16 protein-coding genes are annotated in these 16591 nt (G+C 63.5%); 10 read left to right on the forward strand and 6 right to left on the reverse strand.

Translation table 11 applies throughout. From position 1 onward, the window contains the following. Positions 1 to 4: 4 nt before the first annotated feature. On the reverse strand, positions 5 to 466 hold the full coding sequence (locus ABIA40_RS13380) for a cupin domain-containing protein (protein WP_036000328.1): 462 nt from the start codon (positions 464 to 466) through the stop codon (positions 5 to 7). Positions 467 to 669: 203 nt separating this feature from the next. On the opposite strand from ABIA40_RS13380, the gene ABIA40_RS13385 reads away from it, so the two are divergent. Continuing rightward, complete coding sequence (locus ABIA40_RS13385; protein ID WP_271546860.1) at positions 670 to 918, forward strand: hypothetical protein; 249 nt, start codon at positions 670 to 672, stop codon at positions 916 to 918. A 295-nt stretch (positions 919 to 1213) separates the two neighbouring features. Next, positions 1214 to 2266, forward strand: a complete 1053-nt coding sequence (locus tag ABIA40_RS13390; RefSeq protein ID WP_404541457.1) for a type II asparaginase — start codon at positions 1214 to 1216, stop codon at positions 2264 to 2266. Between the two features lie 3 nt (positions 2267 to 2269). On the opposite strand, the gene ABIA40_RS13395 is transcribed toward ABIA40_RS13390, so the two are convergent. Continuing rightward, a complete protein-coding gene (locus ABIA40_RS13395) occupies positions 2270 to 3145 on the reverse strand; it encodes an MBL fold metallo-hydrolase (protein WP_404541459.1) in 876 nt (291 codons plus the stop codon). A gap of 141 nt (positions 3146 to 3286) precedes the next feature. Here ABIA40_RS13395 and ABIA40_RS13400 point away from each other — a divergent pair, with 141 nt between their 5' ends. Further along, complete coding sequence (locus ABIA40_RS13400; RefSeq protein WP_404541461.1) at positions 3287 to 4270, forward strand: glycerophosphodiester phosphodiesterase family protein; 984 nt, start codon at positions 3287 to 3289, stop codon at positions 4268 to 4270. On the opposite strand, the gene ABIA40_RS13405 is transcribed toward ABIA40_RS13400, so the two are convergent. Both ABIA40_RS13405 and ABIA40_RS13410 read right to left on the reverse strand, forming a co-directional pair. Beyond that, positions 4267 to 5889 (reverse strand): ABC-F family ATP-binding cassette domain-containing protein, encoded by a 1623-nt coding sequence (locus ABIA40_RS13405; RefSeq protein WP_404541462.1) that lies wholly within the window; start codon positions 5887 to 5889, stop codon positions 4267 to 4269. The genes ABIA40_RS13400 and ABIA40_RS13405 overlap by 4 nt on opposite strands. Positions 5890 to 6166: 277 nt before the next feature. Next, the gene (locus ABIA40_RS13410) at positions 6167 to 7447 is read right to left on the reverse strand and encodes an amidohydrolase/deacetylase family metallohydrolase (RefSeq protein ID WP_271546870.1); all 1281 of its coding nucleotides are present in this window, start codon (positions 7445 to 7447) and stop codon (positions 6167 to 6169) included. A gap of 330 nt (positions 7448 to 7777) precedes the next feature. On the opposite strand from ABIA40_RS13410, the gene ABIA40_RS13415 reads away from it, so the two are divergent. From ABIA40_RS13415 to ABIA40_RS13435, 5 genes are all read left to right on the forward strand, one after another. Next, a complete protein-coding gene (locus ABIA40_RS13415; protein ID WP_157284654.1) occupies positions 7778 to 8905 on the forward strand; it encodes a TRAP transporter substrate-binding protein in 1128 nt (375 codons plus the stop codon). A 114-nt stretch (positions 8906 to 9019) separates the two neighbouring features. After that, on the forward strand, positions 9020 to 9622 hold the full coding sequence (locus ABIA40_RS13420) for a TRAP transporter small permease subunit (protein WP_025035930.1): 603 nt from the start codon (positions 9020 to 9022) through the stop codon (positions 9620 to 9622). Beyond that, positions 9619 to 10968 (forward strand): TRAP transporter large permease subunit, encoded by a 1350-nt coding sequence (locus tag ABIA40_RS13425; RefSeq protein WP_271546874.1) that lies wholly within the window; start codon positions 9619 to 9621, stop codon positions 10966 to 10968. Before ABIA40_RS13420 ends, ABIA40_RS13425 begins: the two co-directional genes overlap by 4 nt. 31 nt (positions 10969 to 10999) lie before the next feature. Beyond that, on the forward strand, positions 11000 to 12400 hold the full coding sequence (locus tag ABIA40_RS13430; RefSeq protein WP_271546876.1) for an amidase: 1401 nt from the start codon (positions 11000 to 11002) through the stop codon (positions 12398 to 12400). Further along, positions 12397 to 12567, forward strand: a complete 171-nt coding sequence (locus ABIA40_RS13435; protein WP_271546878.1) for a hypothetical protein — start codon at positions 12397 to 12399, stop codon at positions 12565 to 12567. Before ABIA40_RS13430 ends, ABIA40_RS13435 begins: the two co-directional genes overlap by 4 nt. A 74-nt stretch (positions 12568 to 12641) precedes the next feature. Here the strand turns inward: ABIA40_RS13435 and ABIA40_RS13440 are convergent, their stop codons facing one another. Continuing rightward, the gene (locus ABIA40_RS13440) at positions 12642 to 13100 is read right to left on the reverse strand and encodes an Rrf2 family transcriptional regulator (RefSeq protein WP_157284650.1); all 459 of its coding nucleotides are present in this window, start codon (positions 13098 to 13100) and stop codon (positions 12642 to 12644) included. A 183-nt stretch (positions 13101 to 13283) separates the two neighbouring features. Between ABIA40_RS13440 and ABIA40_RS13445 the strand changes: the two genes are divergently transcribed. Beyond that, the gene (locus ABIA40_RS13445) at positions 13284 to 13967 is read left to right on the forward strand and encodes a class I SAM-dependent methyltransferase (protein ID WP_404541466.1); all 684 of its coding nucleotides are present in this window, start codon (positions 13284 to 13286) and stop codon (positions 13965 to 13967) included. A gap of 456 nt (positions 13968 to 14423) precedes the next feature. On the opposite strand, the gene ABIA40_RS13450 is transcribed toward ABIA40_RS13445, so the two are convergent. Next, positions 14424 to 14678 (reverse strand): hypothetical protein, encoded by a 255-nt coding sequence (locus ABIA40_RS13450; protein WP_157284648.1) that lies wholly within the window; start codon positions 14676 to 14678, stop codon positions 14424 to 14426. A 170-nt stretch (positions 14679 to 14848) separates the two neighbouring features. On the opposite strand from ABIA40_RS13450, the gene ABIA40_RS13455 reads away from it, so the two are divergent. Further along, positions 14849 to 15580: a DUF3750 domain-containing protein gene (locus tag ABIA40_RS13455; RefSeq protein WP_404546230.1), complete on the forward strand. Its 732-nt coding sequence runs from the start codon at positions 14849 to 14851 to the stop codon at positions 15578 to 15580. Positions 15581 to 16591 lie beyond the last annotated feature (1011 nt).

Raw genomic sequence — 16591 nt, forward strand, 5'->3', positions numbered from 1 at the left:
GCGATCAGGCGCTCTGCGCCCGCTGCGCCGCTGTGTGCCCCCAGGTCTCGTCCCAATCCTGGCCAGCGGCATCGACCACGCGGCCGTCGGCCTCGAAAAACTTGTTCGGCACCTGGAAGATCGCCAGGATCAACGCGCCGTCCGGGCACCAGGCGGCGTGCCGGCTGCCCGCCTCGCGCCAGATGAATTCGCCGGCCTTGCAGGCAATGCCCTTGGCCGGCCCCTCCTTGTCGACGAGCGCGCCTTCGATGACCCAGCTCTGCTCGATGCCGACATGCTCGTGATCGGGCAGCACCGATCCTGGCGCAAAACGCATCAAGGCGGTCATCAGCCCCGTCCGCCGATCGAACAGCAGCGTCTTGGCCTCGCAGCCCGGAAAGCGCGTCTTCTGCCAATCCATGTCTTGGGGGCGAACCAGGTGGGAATGCCGATCGGCTGCCTGGTCGTGCGGGATCGCGGCGTCCATCACGATGCTTCCTCTCCATCTCAAGGGACCAACGCTAGCAGGATCGCCCGATGCGGTCAGCGAGCACTGCAACAGAGGCGACATCTCCCGCGCTTGAAGCGCAAAAATCAGCGGGCGACCGGGCGGCCCAGTGCTCATCCTGCTTGATTGCGCCACGATTCCCGGCTCCAATCTGCCGGCCATTTCTGGTTCAGGAGACCCCCATGATGAAGCGGATTTTCGTCGCTGCGATCGTTGCCACCTTCGCAGCGGGTTCGGCCCTTGCGCAAGAAACCTGCGAGAGCAAGGCCGTCGGCAAGGACGGCAAGCCGCTGGCCGGCGCCGCCAAGACCTCGTTCCTGAAGAAATGCAAGGAAGACGCCTGCGCGCCCAAGGCCGTCAGCGCCGACGGCAAGCCGCTCGCCGGCGCCGCCAAGAACAGCTTCATGAAGAAGTGCGAGACCAGCGCGTAAACGCGCAGTCCGTTCCCGGCTTTTTCAGCAAAGCCATCACAGGCGAAATGCCGTCATGGCCGGGCAGAAGCGCGTCTTCGCGCGAGAATGTCCCGGCCATTTGCTTTTTGTGCCTCCCCGCCGCCAGTTTCCGACACGCGCCGAGCGCGTAAAGCAAACGCGCCGCGACCCTAGACAGAACGCAGCGGCTGACAGATGATGCGGCGCTGAGCGAACCGGGGCGCATCAACGAGGCTTCCAGCAAAGGATGGACGAGATGTTGCAGTTCCGCGTGCGTGATCACTTGGTGGCGATAATGAGCGTGCTCTTTACGCTGCTTATGATCGTTGACGTTGCCAACGCGAGAGGCCCCGGCCTGCCCAACGTCATGGTTCTCGCAACCGGCGGCACGATCGCCGGCAGCGGGGCGAGCAGCACCACCGTCATCGGGTATACCGCGGCCACGGTGGGCATCGAGACCCTCTTGAACGCCGTCCCCGAGTTGAAAACCGTGGCCAACGTCAAGGGCGAGCAGGTCTTCCAGATCGCCAGCGAGAATATGAACGATGATTATTGGCTGAAGCTCGCCAAGCGCGTCAATACGCTCCTCGCGCAGGACGACGTGGACGGGATCGTGATCACGCACGGGACCGATACGATCGAGGAAACCAGCTATTTCCTGAATCTGGTCGTCAAGAGCAAGAAGCCTGTGGTCGTCGTCGGTGCGATGCGTCCATCGACCGCGATCAGCGCGGACGGCCCGATCAATCTCTTCAATGCGGTGATCCTCGCAGGCAGTGAAGAAGCCGTCGGCAAGGGCGTGCTCGTCGCCCTCAACGATCAGATCAACGCCGCGCGCGACGTCACCAAGAACAACACGACCACGGCAGACACCTTTCGCACGCCCGAACTCGGCTTTCTCGGCTACATGCAGGGCAACAAGCCGTATTTCTATCGCCAAACGACCCGCCGGCACACGGCGGATTCCGAATTTGACGTGTCCAAGCTCGATGTCCTGCCGCAGGTCGACATCGTCTACGGCTACGCCAACATGAACCGGGTCGCGATCGACGCCTTTGTCGCTGCCGGCGCCAAGGGGGTCGTGCATGCCGGCGTGGGTGACGGCAGCCTGGCCCGCCCGGCGGTCGAGCCGGCGCTCGACGATGCCCGCAAGAAAGGCGTGCTGATCGTTCGCAGCAGCCGTGTCGGCAACGGCATCGTCGCGCGCAATGGCGAGGCCAAGGACGATGAGCACGACTTCGTCGTCTCGGATACGCTCAATCCCCAGAAGGCGCGCATCTTGCTGATGCTGGCGTTGACCAAGACGACCGACACCAAGGACATTCAGCGGATGTTCTACGCCTATTAGAGGCTACTTGCGCTTGAAACGGTAATCGAAAGCGGCGCCGAACGGCTTGATCAGCCCGGCCGTCGGCGCCGGAAAATGGATCGGCAGGATCAGCGTGTCCGTGTCGGCAACAGAGGCGAAGAACTTTAGTCGCGACATCGCCGACTGCTTCGCATCCCAATCCGGCTTCGCCGACCAGCCCGGCTCGCGGCACTGGATCTGGTGATGCATGAGGTCGCCCGCGACCACGGCGCGCTGGCCGTTCGAAGAAATGTTCACGCAGCAATGACAAGGCGAATGCCCCGGCGTCGGGGTCAGCGTCACGGTATCGTCGAGCGCGTAGTCGTCGTCGACCAGCAGCGCCTGCCCGGCCTCGACGATCGGCAGGCAATTGTCGCGAAAGACGGTGCCGGGCGGATTGTTGCCCTTGGCATGCTCGGCCTCCCAGGCCGCATACTCGCCCTTGTGGAAGACATATTTCGCGTTGGGAAACGTCGGCACCCAGCGTCCGTCGCGCAAGGTCGTGTTCCAGCCGGTATGGTCGATGTGCAGATGCGTGCAGAACACGTAATCGATCTGCTCGAAGCCGATGCCGAGCGCGAACAATTCGTTGCGCCAGCGCGCCTTGCCGGGAAAATCGAACGGCGGCGGATGGCCCTTGTCCTCGCCGGTGCAGGTGTCGACAAGGATGGTGTAACGCGGCGTGCGGACCACGAAGGTCTGATAGGTGATCACCATCATGCCGCGCGCGGCGTCGAACACCTCCGGCTCCATTGTCGGCAGATGGCGCTCGAACACGTCTTCGTCATAGGCCGGGAAGAAATCCTGCGGCCGGCGCCACGGCCCCTCCCGCTCGATCACCGCATCGATGGTGATGTCGCCGATCCGCAGCTGCTTCATGGTTGTTCGCTCCCATTTTGCGAAGCGTAACGAACAGACGGGGGGCATTCAAGACGCCGACCGTACCGGGACGTCATGCGCGGGGTGCCGCAAATCGACCTCAAACAATGAGGATGATGATCATGGAATGAGGAATGGCTGGTGGGCAGGAAACTGAAAGTGACCGCGGCGATCACGATCGCCGTCGCAGCTGCAATCTACGTCAACAACACAAGCCTTCTGGCGCCACATCGGGATGGCAAGCCGGTGCTGCTCGCCCATCGCGGCATGGCGCAGCGGTTCGATGAACGCGACCTGAAGAACGATACCTGCACCGCCGCGCGGATGCTGCCGCCGGTGCACGACTATCTCGAAAACACGCTGCGCTCGATGCGCGCGAGCTTCGAGGCCGGTGCCGACGTGGTCGAGCTCGACGTGCACCCAACCAGTGACGGCGAGTTCGCCGTCTTCCATGACTGGACACTCGACTGCCGGACCGACGGCCTCGGCGTCACCCGCGCGCAGAGCGTGGCAAAGCTGAAGACGCTCGATATCGGCTACGGCTACACCGCGGACGGCGGCAAGACCTTCCCGTTCCGCGGCAAGGGCGTCGGCATGATGCCGACCTTGTCGGAGGTGTTCGCCGCCTTCCCCGACAAGCAGTTGCTCATCAACGTGAAGAGCCGGGACCCGGACGAAGGCGAGAAACTTGCCGGCGTGCTGACCACGTTGTCGGCCGGGCGGCGTAGCACCATCATGGTCTATGGCGGCGACGAGCCCATCGACGTGATCCGTCGCCTCGCCCCGGATGTCCGCACGATCTCGCGGAAGTCTATCAAAAGCTGCCTGGCACGCTATATCGGATACGGCTGGACCGGTCTCGTCCCAGAGGCCTGCCGCAACGCGATGGTGCTGGTGCCAATCAACGTCGCCCCCTGGCTATGGGGCTGGCCCGATCGCTTTCTCGCGCGCATGAACGCCGTCAACAGCGCTGTGTTCGCGCTCGGCCCCTACAGCGGCGGCGAGTTCTCCACCGGCATCGATACGCCGGAATTGCTTGCGCGGCTGCCGCAAAGCTATTCCGGCGGCATCTGGACCAACGAGATCGAGGCGATCGCCAGGCTCACCGGCAACAGCAGAGATTAGCTCCGCAACCCCGGCGCCTCCTGGCCGGTGCGCGCGACATATTCGGTGTAGCCGCCGCCATATTGGTGGATGCCTTCGGGCGTCAGCTCCAGCACGCGGTTCGACAGCGTCGCCAAGAAATGCCGGTCGTGCGAGACGAACAGCATGGTGCCCTCGAAATCCGACAGCGCATTGATCAGCATTTCCTTGGTGGCGAGGTCGAGATGGTTGGTGGGCTCGTCCAGCACCAGGAAGTTCGGCGGGTCGAACAGCATCTTGGCCATCACGAGGCGCGCCTTCTCGCCGCCCGAGAGCACGCGGCAGCGCTTCTCGACGTCGTCGCCGGAGAAGCCGAAGCAGCCGGCGAGCGCGCGCAAGGAGCCCTGCCCCGCGGTCGGAAACGCGTCCTCCAGCGATTGGAACACGGTGCGCTCGCCGTCGAGCAGATCCATCGCGTGCTGGGCGAAATAGCCCATTTTGACGCTGCCGCCGAGTGCCACGGTGCCCTCGTCGGGCTCGCTCGCGCCGGCAACCAGCTTGAGCAGCGTCGATTTGCCGGCGCCGTTGACGCCCATCACGCACCAGCGCTCCTTGCGCCGGATCATGAAGTCCAGCCCGTCATAGATGCGCTTTGAGCCATAGCCCTTGTGCACGTTCTTGAGCGCCACGACGTCCTCGCCCGAGCGCGGCGCCGGCAGGAAGTCGAACGCGACGCTCTGGCGGCGCCGCGGCGGCTCGACCCGCTCGATCTTGTCGAGCTTCTTGACCCGGCTCTGCACCTGCGCCGCATGCGAGGCGCGCGCCTTGAAGCGCTCGATGAACTTGATCTCCTTGGCGAGCATGGCCTGCTGGCGCTCGAACTGCGCCTGCTGCTGCTTCTCGTTCTGCGCCCGCTGCTGCTCGTAGAATTCGTAATCGCCGGTGTAGGTGGTGAGCGAGCCGGAATCGATCTCGATCACCTTGGAGATCACGCGGTTGATGAACTCGCGGTCGTGCGAGGTCATCAGCAGCGTGCCCTCGTAATCGTGCAGGAATTTTTCCAGCCAGATCAGGCTTTCGAGATCGAGATGGTTGCTCGGCTCGTCGAGCAGCATCACGTCGGGACGCATCAGGAGAATACGCGCCAGCGCCACGCGCATCTTCCAGCCGCCGGAGAGTTTTCCGACGTCGCCGTCCATCATCTCCTGGCTGAAGCCGAGCCCCGCCAGCGCCTCGCGCGCGCGGCCGTCGAGCGCATAGCCGTCGAGCTCCTCGAACCGGTGCTGCACCTCGCCGTAGCGGGCGATGATCTCGTCCATCTGGTCGGCCTTGTCGGGGTCGGCCATGGCGGCCTCAAGCTCGCGCAATTCGGTCGCGACCTCGCTGACGGGACCGGCGCCATCCATCACCTCGGCCACCGCGCTGCGGCCACTCATCTCGCCGACGTCCTGGTTGAAATAGCCGATGGTGATGCCGCGATCGGTCGAGACCTGACCCTCGTCGGGCAGTTCCTCACCGGCGATCATCCGGAACAGCGTGCTCTTTCCGGCGCCGTTCGGCCCGACGAGACCGATCTTCTCCCCCTTGTTGAGGGCCGCGGAGGCTTCGATGAACAGGATCTGATGGCCGGCTTGCTTGCTGACGTTGTCGAGGCGGATCATGAGGACATTTTTCGGGGCATTTTTGCGTTGCAGCGTCATACGGCATGCGGGCTGCAAGGGGAAGCCCGGGACAGGCCGGGATCCGGCCCATTCGGCCCATTCGGCCCATGACCGTTCGGCTTTGGGGCCTACGGACAAATGGCTCGGGCCAATTGCGTCCGGCACAGGCGACATCCGACGCCCGGCGCTCAAGCTGCCCGGCCTCGGCCGCTTCGGGGTCACGCCCGGCCTGTAAGAACTTTTCGCCGAAATCTCAAAAAGGCTTGAGATCGGCTCTCTATCTCACTGAGAAAGGAGCCTGATAGGGCCGCCCGAACGGCACGCCGTTGATGACGGTCTGGACCGGCTTGAGGTGGGCTTTCCCTTCCCTTTTGTTGTTGCGCGTATCAACGAAGCTGACGGGTCCCTCGACCAGCTCCATGATCGCGACGTCGGCGGGCGCACCGACCTGAAGCGTGCCGATCTTCGGCGCACGGTTGATGATTTTGGCCGGCGCGGTCGTTGCCATTGCGACCACCTGCTCCAGCGTGAAACCGAGCGTCATGAACTTGCTCATCACGTTGGGCAGGAAGGGTATGCCCGGCGAATTGCCGGAGAAGACGTGGATGTCGGAAGAGATGGTATCAGGAGCGCATCCGCCGGGGATCGCCACGTCCGCCACGGTGAAATCGAAGCTGCCGCCGCCATGCCCGACGTCGAACATGACGCCGCGCTGCTTGGCCGCGAGAGCCGCAGGCAGCAGCTTGCCGTCCTGAACGATATTCGTGAAGACGCTCGACATGTTCGGGGCGCCCGAATAGGCATGCGTCAGCACGTCGCCGGGGCGCATCAGGTCGAGGATCTCAGACATCAGCTCCTTGGATTCGACCCCGCCGATATGCACCATCATCTTCGCCGGCCATCCGCACATCTCGCACGCCTGGATGCCGCGCTTGAGCGGCTCGAGCCCGTGCTTGAAGATGACGTTTTCCGACATGCGTACCTTGACCCCGAGCAGGAAGTCCGAATTCTCGGCCAGTGCCATGGCGCAGGCTTCGGTCTGCGCGGTGTCGATGTTGTGGAGCTCGGCGACCGGGAACGCCGACAGGCCGTTATTGGCGATGTGGACGAAGGCGTACATCCGCGCCCGCGTCTGGGCCACGATGAAGCGGCGCAACGCCGCCAGATTGTTAACGCCGGCATCGCCCGCCGACACGACGGTCGTCGTGCCCTGGAACTGCACCAGCTCGTCGGCGGGAATGCCGATGGCCGAGCCGTAGGGATAGACGTGACAATGCAGATCGATCAGGCCGGGCATCACCAGCTTGCCCGCGGCGTCGATGCTCTTTTGCGCGCGCTCGGCCGGGATCGTCTCCTGGACCGCCTCGATCGTGCCCCAGCGGATGCCGATATCGCGCCTGGCGCGCAGCGACTGGCTGGGATCGAGCACCTCGCCGCCCCGGATCACCAGATCGTACTTGTCGTTCGGCCCCATCGCCCCGCGCGCGGGCGCGGCGAGGCCGACGGCTGCCGCCGACGTCGAGAGTGCCAGGAAATCGCGGCGTGACAATGCAGGCATGATGATCCCCCCTCTGTGCTTTTGTTGATGGCGACGGCCGGGCTGGATGACCAGATCCGCTTCCGCCGCCACAGTCGAGTTCACAACGAACGGGATTGGAAATGAAGCCCGGATGATCCAATCCTATGCTGCGCCGCGACAGGCGCGTGAATGTCGGACTGCCTGGAGTCGAACGTCTAAGACCAATAATGCGACACCGGGGCTTGTCGGATGCCGGCAATGCGTCCAAACTGTGATCAAAGTCGCTGGAATGCGGCATACCTCCAGCGGTTAACAACGGCAAGCGCACTGAAGCGCGTTCGAATAACCAGGCCGCCAGGGAGGACGTCAATGACTGCAAAGTCTGAAAAGACCAGAACAACTCGTCGCAAATTCCTGCTGACCGCCGGCGCGGCCGGCGCTGCCACCATCGCCATGCCGCAAATCAGCCGGGCGCAGACAGCGACCCTGAAGATGCAGGGCTCGTGGGGCAAGGCCGACGTCTTCAACGAGATGGCCGAAGATTATGTGAAGCGCGTCAACGAGATGGCGGGAGGCCGGCTGCGCATCGACTATCTGGTCGGCGGCTCGGTCGTGCATCCGTTCCAGGTCTTCGACGGCGTTCATGGCGGCCAGATCGACGCGGCACACACGGTGACGGTCTACTGGTACGGCAAGCACAAGGCCGCCTCGCTGTTCGGCACCGGCCCGGTGTTCGGCTTCAACGCCAACGAAGGCCTCGGCTGGATCCACAACGGCGGCGGCAAGGAGCTATTCGAGGAGCTCCAGACCAAGATCATGAACGTCAACATCAAGAGCTTCTTCGCGATGCCGATGCCGACCCAGCCGCTCGGCTGGTTCAAGAAGCCGATCACTAGCGACGCCGATCTCAAGGGCTTGAAATATCGCACGGTGGGTCTGGCCGCCGATCTCTTCCAGGCGATGGGTGCATCCGTCGCGCAGCTGCCCGGCGGCGAGATCGTGCCCGCGATGGAGCGCGGCGTGATCGACGGGTTCGAGTTCAACAATCCGACCTCGGACCGCCGCTTCGGCGCGCAGGACGTCGCCAAGAACTACATGATGGGCAGCCATCATCAGGCGACGGAATATTTCGAGATCATGTTCAACCGGACGAAATTCAACGCGCTGCCGAAGGAACAGCAGGCGATCCTGCAATACGCCGCCGAAGCCGTGTCCTCCGCCAACGAATGGAAGGCCATGGATTATTATTCGAAGGACCTCCAGGAGCTGATCAACAAGGACAAGGTCAACGTCCAGCGGACACCGAAGTCGGTGTTCGACGCGCAGATCAAGGCCTGGGACGGTCTGATCGCCCAGCTCGGCTCGGACCCGTTCATGAAGAAGGTGATGGATTCGCAGAAGGAATGGGTGCGCCGCGTGGTTTACTACAACATGAACAACGCGACGGACTACCGCGGTGCCTTCGAGCATCACTTCCCGGGCGTGCTCAAGGTCTGACGGCTGTCGCAGCGCACCGCATGGGCGGTATCGTGAGGGGCGGCGCAATTGAAGCGCCGCCCACGATTTGGAGGGGGACATCCGGATGGACTGCTCGCAGCGAGTTCAGCTCGCATGACGAAATTCCTGTTCTTCATCGACGAGCTCAGCACGTGGGTGGGCAAGGCGTTCGCCTGGCTGATCCTCGTCCTCACCCTGGGTGTCAGCTACGAGGTATTCGTGCGCTACGTGCTGCGTGCGCCGACCACCTGGGCTTTCGACATCAGCTACATCACCTATGGGGCGATGTTCCTGATGGCCGGCGCGTACACGCTCTCGCGAAACGGCCATGTTCGCGCCGACGTGGTCTACCGCCTCTGGTCGCCGCGCACCCAGGCGACGATGGACCTCGTCCTCTATATCCTGTTCTTCCTGCCGGCGATCGCGGCCTTGATGTATTCGGGCTGGAACTACGCCCAGATGTCGGTGCGCTTCCGCGAAGTCAGCATCTTCAGTCCGGCCGGCGTGCCGGTGTTTCCACTGAAGGCGCTGATCCCGCTCACCGGTTTCCTTCTGTTCCTGCAAGGGGTCGCCGAAATCATCCGCTGCGTGCTGTGCATCCGCACCGGCCGATGGCCGCAACGCCTGCACGACGTGGAGGAGACCGAGAGCCTCGTCATCCGCGAACATCAGCAGCACGCGGCTGAGCCGCAGAGCGAAAAGGGACCAGGCGCATGACCGATCCTCAACTCGGCATGCTGATGCTGGGCCTCTTCATCTTCATCATCATGCTCGGCTTCCCGATCGCCTTCACGCTGATGGCGATGGGCGTCTCCTTCGGCTACTATGCCTACTACACCCCCGGTCAGGACTTCTTCCAGAACCGCATCTTCACGCTTCTGGTGCAGAAGACGTTCGAGGTCACATCCAGCGACGTGCTGGTGGCGGTTCCGCTATTCCTGTTCATGGGTTATTTGATCGAGCGCGCAAACATCCTCGACCGCCTGTTCTACTCGCTGCAGCTGTCGATGAAGAACGTGCCGGGCGCGCTTGCCGTGGCCACCCTCATCACATGCGCGATGTTCGCCACCGCCACCGGCATCGTCGGCGCCGTCGTCACGCTGATGGGGCTGCTGGCATTGCCGGCGATGCTGCGAGCCGGCTATGACGCCAAGCTGTCGGCGGGCGTCGTCTGCGCCGGTGGCTGCCTCGGCATCCTGATTCCGCCGAGCATTCTCCTGATCGTCTATGCCGCGACCGCCGGCGTCTCGGCGGTCAAGCTTTACGCGGCCGCGTTCTTTCCCGGGTTCATGCTGGCCGGCTTGTATGTCCTCTATGCCATGACGCGCGCGATCATCAATCCCGCGCTCGCGCCGAAGCTGCCGCGCGAGCAGACCGACGTGCCGACCTCGAAGGTCATCTGGGCGCTCGCCACGTCGTTCCTGCCGCTTGCGTTGCTGATCGTTTCGGTGCTCGGCGCGATCCTGTTCGGCCTGGCGACGCCATCCGAGGCGGCCGCGATTGGAGCCCTCATGAGCATCGTGCTGGCGGCCGCCTATCGTTCGCTGAATTACGAGATGATACGCGAATCCGTGTATCTGACCGTGCGCGCCACGGCGATGGTCTGCTACCTGTTCATCGGCTCCTGGACGTTTTCGGCGGTATTTGCCGTACTTGGCGGACAATCGGTGGTGGAGCAGTTCTTCACGTCGATGAACCTTTCGCCGATCCAGTTCCTGCTGCTGACCCAGCTCATCATCTTTCTGCTCGGCTGGCCGCTGGAATGGACCGAGATCATCATCATCTTCGTGCCGATCTTCCTGCCGCTGCTTCCCCAGTACGGCATCGATCCGATCTTCTTCGGCATTCTGGTGGCACTGAACACGCAGACGGCCTTCAACACGCCGCCGGTCGCGATGGCGGCCTTCTATCTGAAGGGCGTGGCGCCGCCTGAGGTGAAGCTGACCGACATCTTCTCCGGCGCGCTTCCGTTCGTCGGCCTGGTCTTCCTCACCATGGCACTGGTCTACATCTTCCCGGGGATCGCATTGTGGCTGCCGAGCTATCTCTATGGGGCGCGATGAGCGGACCCGGCAAACCGACGAGAGGCTGCGCATGAGTCTCAACGCGCTCGGTCTCGCGGAGGCTGCGGCCGGCATCCGCGACGGCCGGCTCAGCTCGGTGGAGCTCGTCGGCGACTGCCTCAGGCGCATCGATGAGGTCGATCGCGATATCCAGGCGTGGGCGTTTCTCGATCGCGACCACGCGATGCGGCAGGCCGAGGCGGCCGACGATCATCGCAAGCACGGCAAGGCCACAGGCCCGCTGCATGGCGTGCCCGTGGGCATCAAGGATATCTTCGACACCGGCGACATGCCGACGGAATTCGGATCGGAGCTGTGGGCCGGACGCACGCCGCGGCGCGATGCGGCGGCCGTGGCGCGTCTGCGGGCCGCAGGCGCGGTGATCCTCGGCAAGACGGTGACCACCGAGTACGCGTACTACAATCCAGGCAAGACCCGAAATCCGCACAACCCAAATCACACCCCCGGCGGATCGTCCTCGGGCTCCGCCGCGGCCGTCGCGGCGCTGATGGTGCCGGGTGCCATCGGCTCGCAGACCAACGGTTCGGTGATCCGTCCTGCCGCCTTCTGCGGCGTGGTCGGCTTCAAGCCCACGCATGGCCTCATTCCACGCAGCGGCGCGCTCCAGCTGTCGCGCACGCTCGACCATGTCGGCGTGTTCGGGCGCAGCGTCGAGGACGCGGCCCTGCTGGCGGAGGTCATGGTCGACTTCGACCCGGAGGATCCGGACACCCGGCCAGTTGCGCGCCCGCCATTCTCTGTGATCGCGGCGAGCGAGCCGCCGTTGCCGCCGCGATTTGCCTTCGTGCGCTCTCCGGTCTGGGATCAGGCCGAGCCGGAGATGCGTGAAGCCTTTGCCGAGCTCGTCGACGCTTTGGGCGAAGCGTGCAGCGAGGTCGAGCTTGGGCCGAGCTTCGACGGGGCCGTCGACATGCACCGCATCATCATGGAAGTTGATATGGCCCACAATCTGCGGCGCGATGACCAGCGCGGCGGCGACAGGCTGAGCACGCGCCTGCGTGAGGCGATCGCGCGCGGCCGCGCGCATCTTGCGATGGATTATTGCAACGCTCTGGCCGGAATTGCGCCGCTCAACCAGGCCCTGGACCACCTTTTCGATGAATACGACGCCATCCTGACGCCCGCAGCGCCGGGCGCGGCACCCGGAATCGAAACGACCGGCAACCCGGCTTTCTGCTCGCTCTGGACCTATCTCGGCGTACCCGCCATCAGCCTGCCATTGATGCGCTCGGAAACGGGCCTTCCGCTGGGCGTCCAGCTCGTCGGCCGCCGCGGCAACGACGCCCGCCTCTTGCGCACGGCGCACTGGCTGATCAAGACCATCGGGCGCACGCGTGGTAGCGGTCGGCGCAACGCCCCGAGCGCCGGATCGAACTCCGCTCCCGGCGCCGAGAAAAGGAAAGTGCGATGACCAATCTGATCACCGGACTCATCGGCCTCGCGCTCATGATCGCATTTCTTGGAATCCTGCTGGTCTGGATCAAGGCCATTCCGCTCATCGTCATCGTTGTCTGCGTCGTGGTGCTGGCAGTGATCGATTTCGTTCGATCCCTGCGGACGAACGGCGCGCCTCGTTGAATGCCCCATGGCAAGAAGATGCTTCACTTCTCGGCATTGGCCGGAGCAGCCGGAATTGCGACAAGAAGAGAGCTTTAGCGGCCAACCCGTTCGAGCTGCCACTTGGGATCGCCTGCGCAGCGCGCGTCGAGACCTTTGCTCAGGTCTGCGAGGCTCACCGCGCCCAGCCTCTCGACCAGCAATGCTTCGGCATCGCGAAGGACATCGTCCACCGCTGCGTTGACGAGTTGCTCGACTGCGCAGTCCGGGTTGGAATGCTCGTTCCCGATCGCAAATAGCCGGGGACCACCGACCGCACGATAGACATCGAGAAGTGACACGCGCTCGAGGTCGCACGCGATGACCCAGCCGCCGCCATGCCCTTTGTCCGACCGGACATAGCCCGCATCGCGCAGCCCCGCCAATGTGCGGCGAACGACGACCGGATTGGTCCCCAGCATCGTGCCGATCGCCTCCGACGTCATGGGGCCGTCATGTCGCGCCATGTGGAGCAGCACATGCAGCATTCGGGAAAGGCGGCTGTCGTTTCGCATCGGCTGATCTTTCGCATGCATCCCATCATTGGCAAGGGCACGCAGTCATGATACATATAAAGTTACATGACTCGTGAGGTATCGGACGTGCGACAGTTTGAGCATCCAGACCACTGGGACAGCGCAGCCAGGCATTATCGAGAGACCGCGCACCCTTTCACCGCCCTGTTTGCGGAGGCGGCGTTGGCGCGCGTAACCCTGCCCCCTCAGAGTCATGTTCTCGACGTGGCAGCCGGCACCGGCGCGCTCGCCCTCGCAGCCGCTCGCACCGGCGCACGAGTCCTGGCGACCGACTTCTCGCCCGGCATGGTCAAATGCATCGCCGCCGCTGGTCTACCCAATGTGGAGGCGCGGGTCATGGACGGACAGGCACTCGATCTGCCCGACGCGCATTTCGATGCCGTCTTTTCGATCTTCGGTGTCATCATGTTCCCCGATTGGCGCAAGGGTTTGGCCGAGATGCGACGGGTGACACGACCCGGGGGGCATGGCGTGGTCGCGACCTGGCGGAAACGGGGCGCGGCGACCTTCCTCCTGTTGGGCGAAGTGCGGCAAAAGCTGTTCCCTGATCGGCCGGGCATGGCAACGCCTGAAGCCGTTCAGGCCCTGAGCGATCCGGACGATTTCGCCCAGGCGCTCGTCACTGGCGGCTATCGCAATCCCCGGATCGACGTGGTGACCCACGATTTTCTGCTCGACGTCGCGGCGCTCGATGCGCCTGACACGCTCTTCGGCATGTCGCCCGACTGGACCAGCCTGGACGACATCGAAAAGGCGGCGGTGATTGCCGAGGTGCGGGCCAGAGCCGATGGTCGTCCGGTGCTGCCGATAAGCTCGACCGCACTCATTGGCGTCGCTGAACGATGAATACCAACCGCCTTTGTGCGGGGGATTCCGGACCGCCTTGATCACCGCTACTTCTTAAGGATACCCGTGTTGGTGTTTCCAAGCTGCTGGATGGCGGCGTCGGCGGCTGGCGTGTTGTAAGTCGGTCGAGATCCGCCGCCCTCCTGACCGGGCGGGGTCACGCCGAGTCTCTGGCCCGTCGTTCCCTGGCCCTTTGCATTAAGCGTGTTGGGCCCCGGCGAACCGCCGGTTCCGCTCAGCGTCGTTCCGTTCGAGAGCGTCGAGCCAGCCGTGCCGCCCGACCCGGTTGCGCCCCCCCCTCCAGCGGATGAAGCACCGCCTGAACCGCCTCCTGAGCTTTGCGCCATGGAAAACGAGATGGTGCCCAGAAGGACAGTCGCCGTCAAAACCAGAACCCTCATCTTCCACCCTTTCCTATGCCAGCGCCTGAAGCCGCTTGCTTCCTTGTCACAGTTCCTAGCGGCGGCGAGCGATCCATGCTCCGGCCAGGAAAGCGACGAGCAAGGACCGTAACGGCGCCCTCACCGTCACCTCGCGCAACTGATCAGCCCATCGCTTCGCCGGCTCTGGCGACGGCGTGCGGGCCTGCGGAGCAAAAGCTCCTCCTTGCTCTCCGGAACCCGGCCGCGGGCCTGAAGTCCGCTCTATGCCGCCCTGATCGTCCGTCAGCCCGGAGGCTTCGGTCATTGCCGCGGCTTCCTTCATGTCCATGCGCAAGCTCCATCCGATGACGGTTGCGGAACAACTCGATCGATCTCGTGCCCGTCCGACCGAGGTGACAGGCCCGTCCGACGACCGGGGCGGCGGCTATGGCGTCGACATCGATGCGAACTATATGCTTGTCGAAGATCCCCGCCGTCACCGCTCCCTTGAAAAAGCCGTTGCTCATCTTTCTGTTCCTCGTCTTCGCACCGCTTGCCGCATCGGCGGCGAGATATTTTTGGCTGGGCGATGGCCAGAACTGGCAAACGGCCGACCGCTCCAGCGCGGGTCTATTGACCGCCGCGGCCGATCACCGTGAGGCCGTCATACGGGTGTTCGGAGCAAGAACGGTGAGATGGCGCGGCATCTTCGCGATTCACACCTGGATCGTCGTCAAAGAGAAAGATGCGCCGACGTACACAAGGTACGACTACACGGCCTGGGGCGAGCCGATCCGCACCAACGGCTTCGCTCCGGACGGGCGATGGTTCGGCGCTGTGCCTGAAATCGTCGTGGCCGTCGATGGCGAGCGTGCGGAGGCGCTGATCCCGAAGATCAGGCATGTGGTCGAAAACTACAGGTTTCGATCCTATGGAGATTACAGCGTCTGGCCTGGGCCCAATTCGAACACCTTCGTGCAGGCCGCACTCGACTCCGTCCCCGAACTCCGCGCCGTGCTGCCGCCGACCGCGATCGGCAAGGACTTCCCGTACACCGGCAAATGGTTCGGCGTAACGGCGTCCGGCACAGGCATCTACGCCTCGCTTGCCGGATACATCGGCTTCTCGCTCGGCTGGGTCGAAGGTCTGGAGATCAATTTGTTCGGCGCCGTGCTCGGCATCGACATCCGACGCCCGGCGCTCAAGCTCCCCGGTCTCGGTCGGCTTGGGGTAACCCCCGGCCTGTCGTGATAGAGAGCGAATGCTGGGTTGGCCGGACATTCGTCATCAGGAGACGATGCTCGCCCAGGTGGGCAGATAGACTGGCGAGTTCAACCTCGTTCTGCCGCATCGCGGCCAGGCCCTCTTCCATTGTGACCTGCGGCTGCTCAGCATCGGCGACGAGAATTACCTGCTGACATCGGCAAGCACGTAGGATGGGTTGAAGCCCTTGCGAAACCCATCCTGCTTCGCCCGTATCTGGAGGCAGCGATGGGACGCTGGCGCTCTACCAACGAGCTGAATGCACGGAGGTCGTTAATCTCGGTGATCACGTCAGCGGCCCATTGGAGGCGGCCGGAACTGCGGACCTCCTGATTGAGCGAGGCTTTCCGTCCGTGCGGGGCGATCAGGATCGAATCCTCGTCGAGCTCTGGCAGACTGGCACATCGGCTCGCAGCGATTTTCCGACAGCTCGAACGTCGGCATTTCGATTGGTTGGCCAGCATGCCGCCGACGCTGACGTACAGAGAACATGTGTTCTTGTGCCATGCGTCGCCACGAAACGATGCTGCCTTTTGGTTGGACTACGTAAGTCGCGAAGGTGATATGCGCCCCAGTCCAATCGAGGCCATCGAGCCAGAAGCCGACGGGATCGACGCCCAGGTTATCCTGTGCTGACACACTCACATTCCTAGAATCGTTCCTTTGAGAGATGGACGACTTGTCGTGAATCCCGGCAGCGTTGGATTGCCCGGTTACGACGGAAGGACGCCCGTTCCTTACGTGGTTGAAGTCGGCACGCCGCATGCTTGCTACGCAATTTTGGAGTACCTCGGAAAAGGGTGGCTCTCGACCATCCGGTACGTGCCTTACGATAACGCGCCTATGGCTGAACTCGCCCTCAGCAAAGGAATGCGCACTTGGGCGGATGCGATTGCAACTGGTTGGATCCAACGGAGGACTGGCATTTGAGAGCTTTTCGCTGCGGCCATCCTTCGAGACGCCCGCTTGAGGCGGCCTCCTCCGGATGAGAACGGCAAC

Origin of the sequence: Bradyrhizobium sp. USDA 223 (assembly GCF_044909005.1) — a bacterium.
Taxonomy (GTDB): Bacteria; Pseudomonadota; Alphaproteobacteria; order Rhizobiales; family Xanthobacteraceae; genus Bradyrhizobium; species Bradyrhizobium yuanmingense.

Coding starts and splice junctions, on each gene's coding strand:
- ABIA40_RS13380 (WP_036000328.1), bottom strand. CDS start 466: ATGGACGCCGCGATCCCGCACGACCAGGCAGCCGATCGGCATTCCCAC.
- ABIA40_RS13385 (WP_271546860.1), top strand. CDS start 670: ATGATGAAGCGGATTTTCGTCGCTGCGATCGTTGCCACCTTCGCAGCG.
- ABIA40_RS13390 (WP_404541457.1), top strand. CDS start 1,214: ATGAGCGTGCTCTTTACGCTGCTTATGATCGTTGACGTTGCCAACGCG.
- ABIA40_RS13395 (WP_404541459.1), bottom strand. CDS start 3,145: ATGAAGCAGCTGCGGATCGGCGACATCACCATCGATGCGGTGATCGAG.
- ABIA40_RS13405 (WP_404541462.1), bottom strand. CDS start 5,889: ATGATCCGCCTCGACAACGTCAGCAAGCAAGCCGGCCATCAGATCCTG.
- ABIA40_RS13410 (WP_271546870.1), bottom strand. CDS start 7,447: ATGCCTGCATTGTCACGCCGCGATTTCCTGGCACTCTCGACGTCGGCG.
- ABIA40_RS13415 (WP_157284654.1), top strand. CDS start 7,778: ATGACTGCAAAGTCTGAAAAGACCAGAACAACTCGTCGCAAATTCCTG.
- ABIA40_RS13420 (WP_025035930.1), top strand. CDS start 9,020: ATGACGAAATTCCTGTTCTTCATCGACGAGCTCAGCACGTGGGTGGGC.
- ABIA40_RS13425 (WP_271546874.1), top strand. CDS start 9,619: ATGACCGATCCTCAACTCGGCATGCTGATGCTGGGCCTCTTCATCTTC.
- ABIA40_RS13430 (WP_271546876.1), top strand. CDS start 11,000: ATGAGTCTCAACGCGCTCGGTCTCGCGGAGGCTGCGGCCGGCATCCGC.
- ABIA40_RS13435 (WP_271546878.1), top strand. CDS start 12,397: ATGACCAATCTGATCACCGGACTCATCGGCCTCGCGCTCATGATCGCA.
- ABIA40_RS13440 (WP_157284650.1), bottom strand. CDS start 13,100: ATGCGAAACGACAGCCGCCTTTCCCGAATGCTGCATGTGCTGCTCCAC.
- ABIA40_RS13450 (WP_157284648.1), bottom strand. CDS start 14,678: ATGGACATGAAGGAAGCCGCGGCAATGACCGAAGCCTCCGGGCTGACG.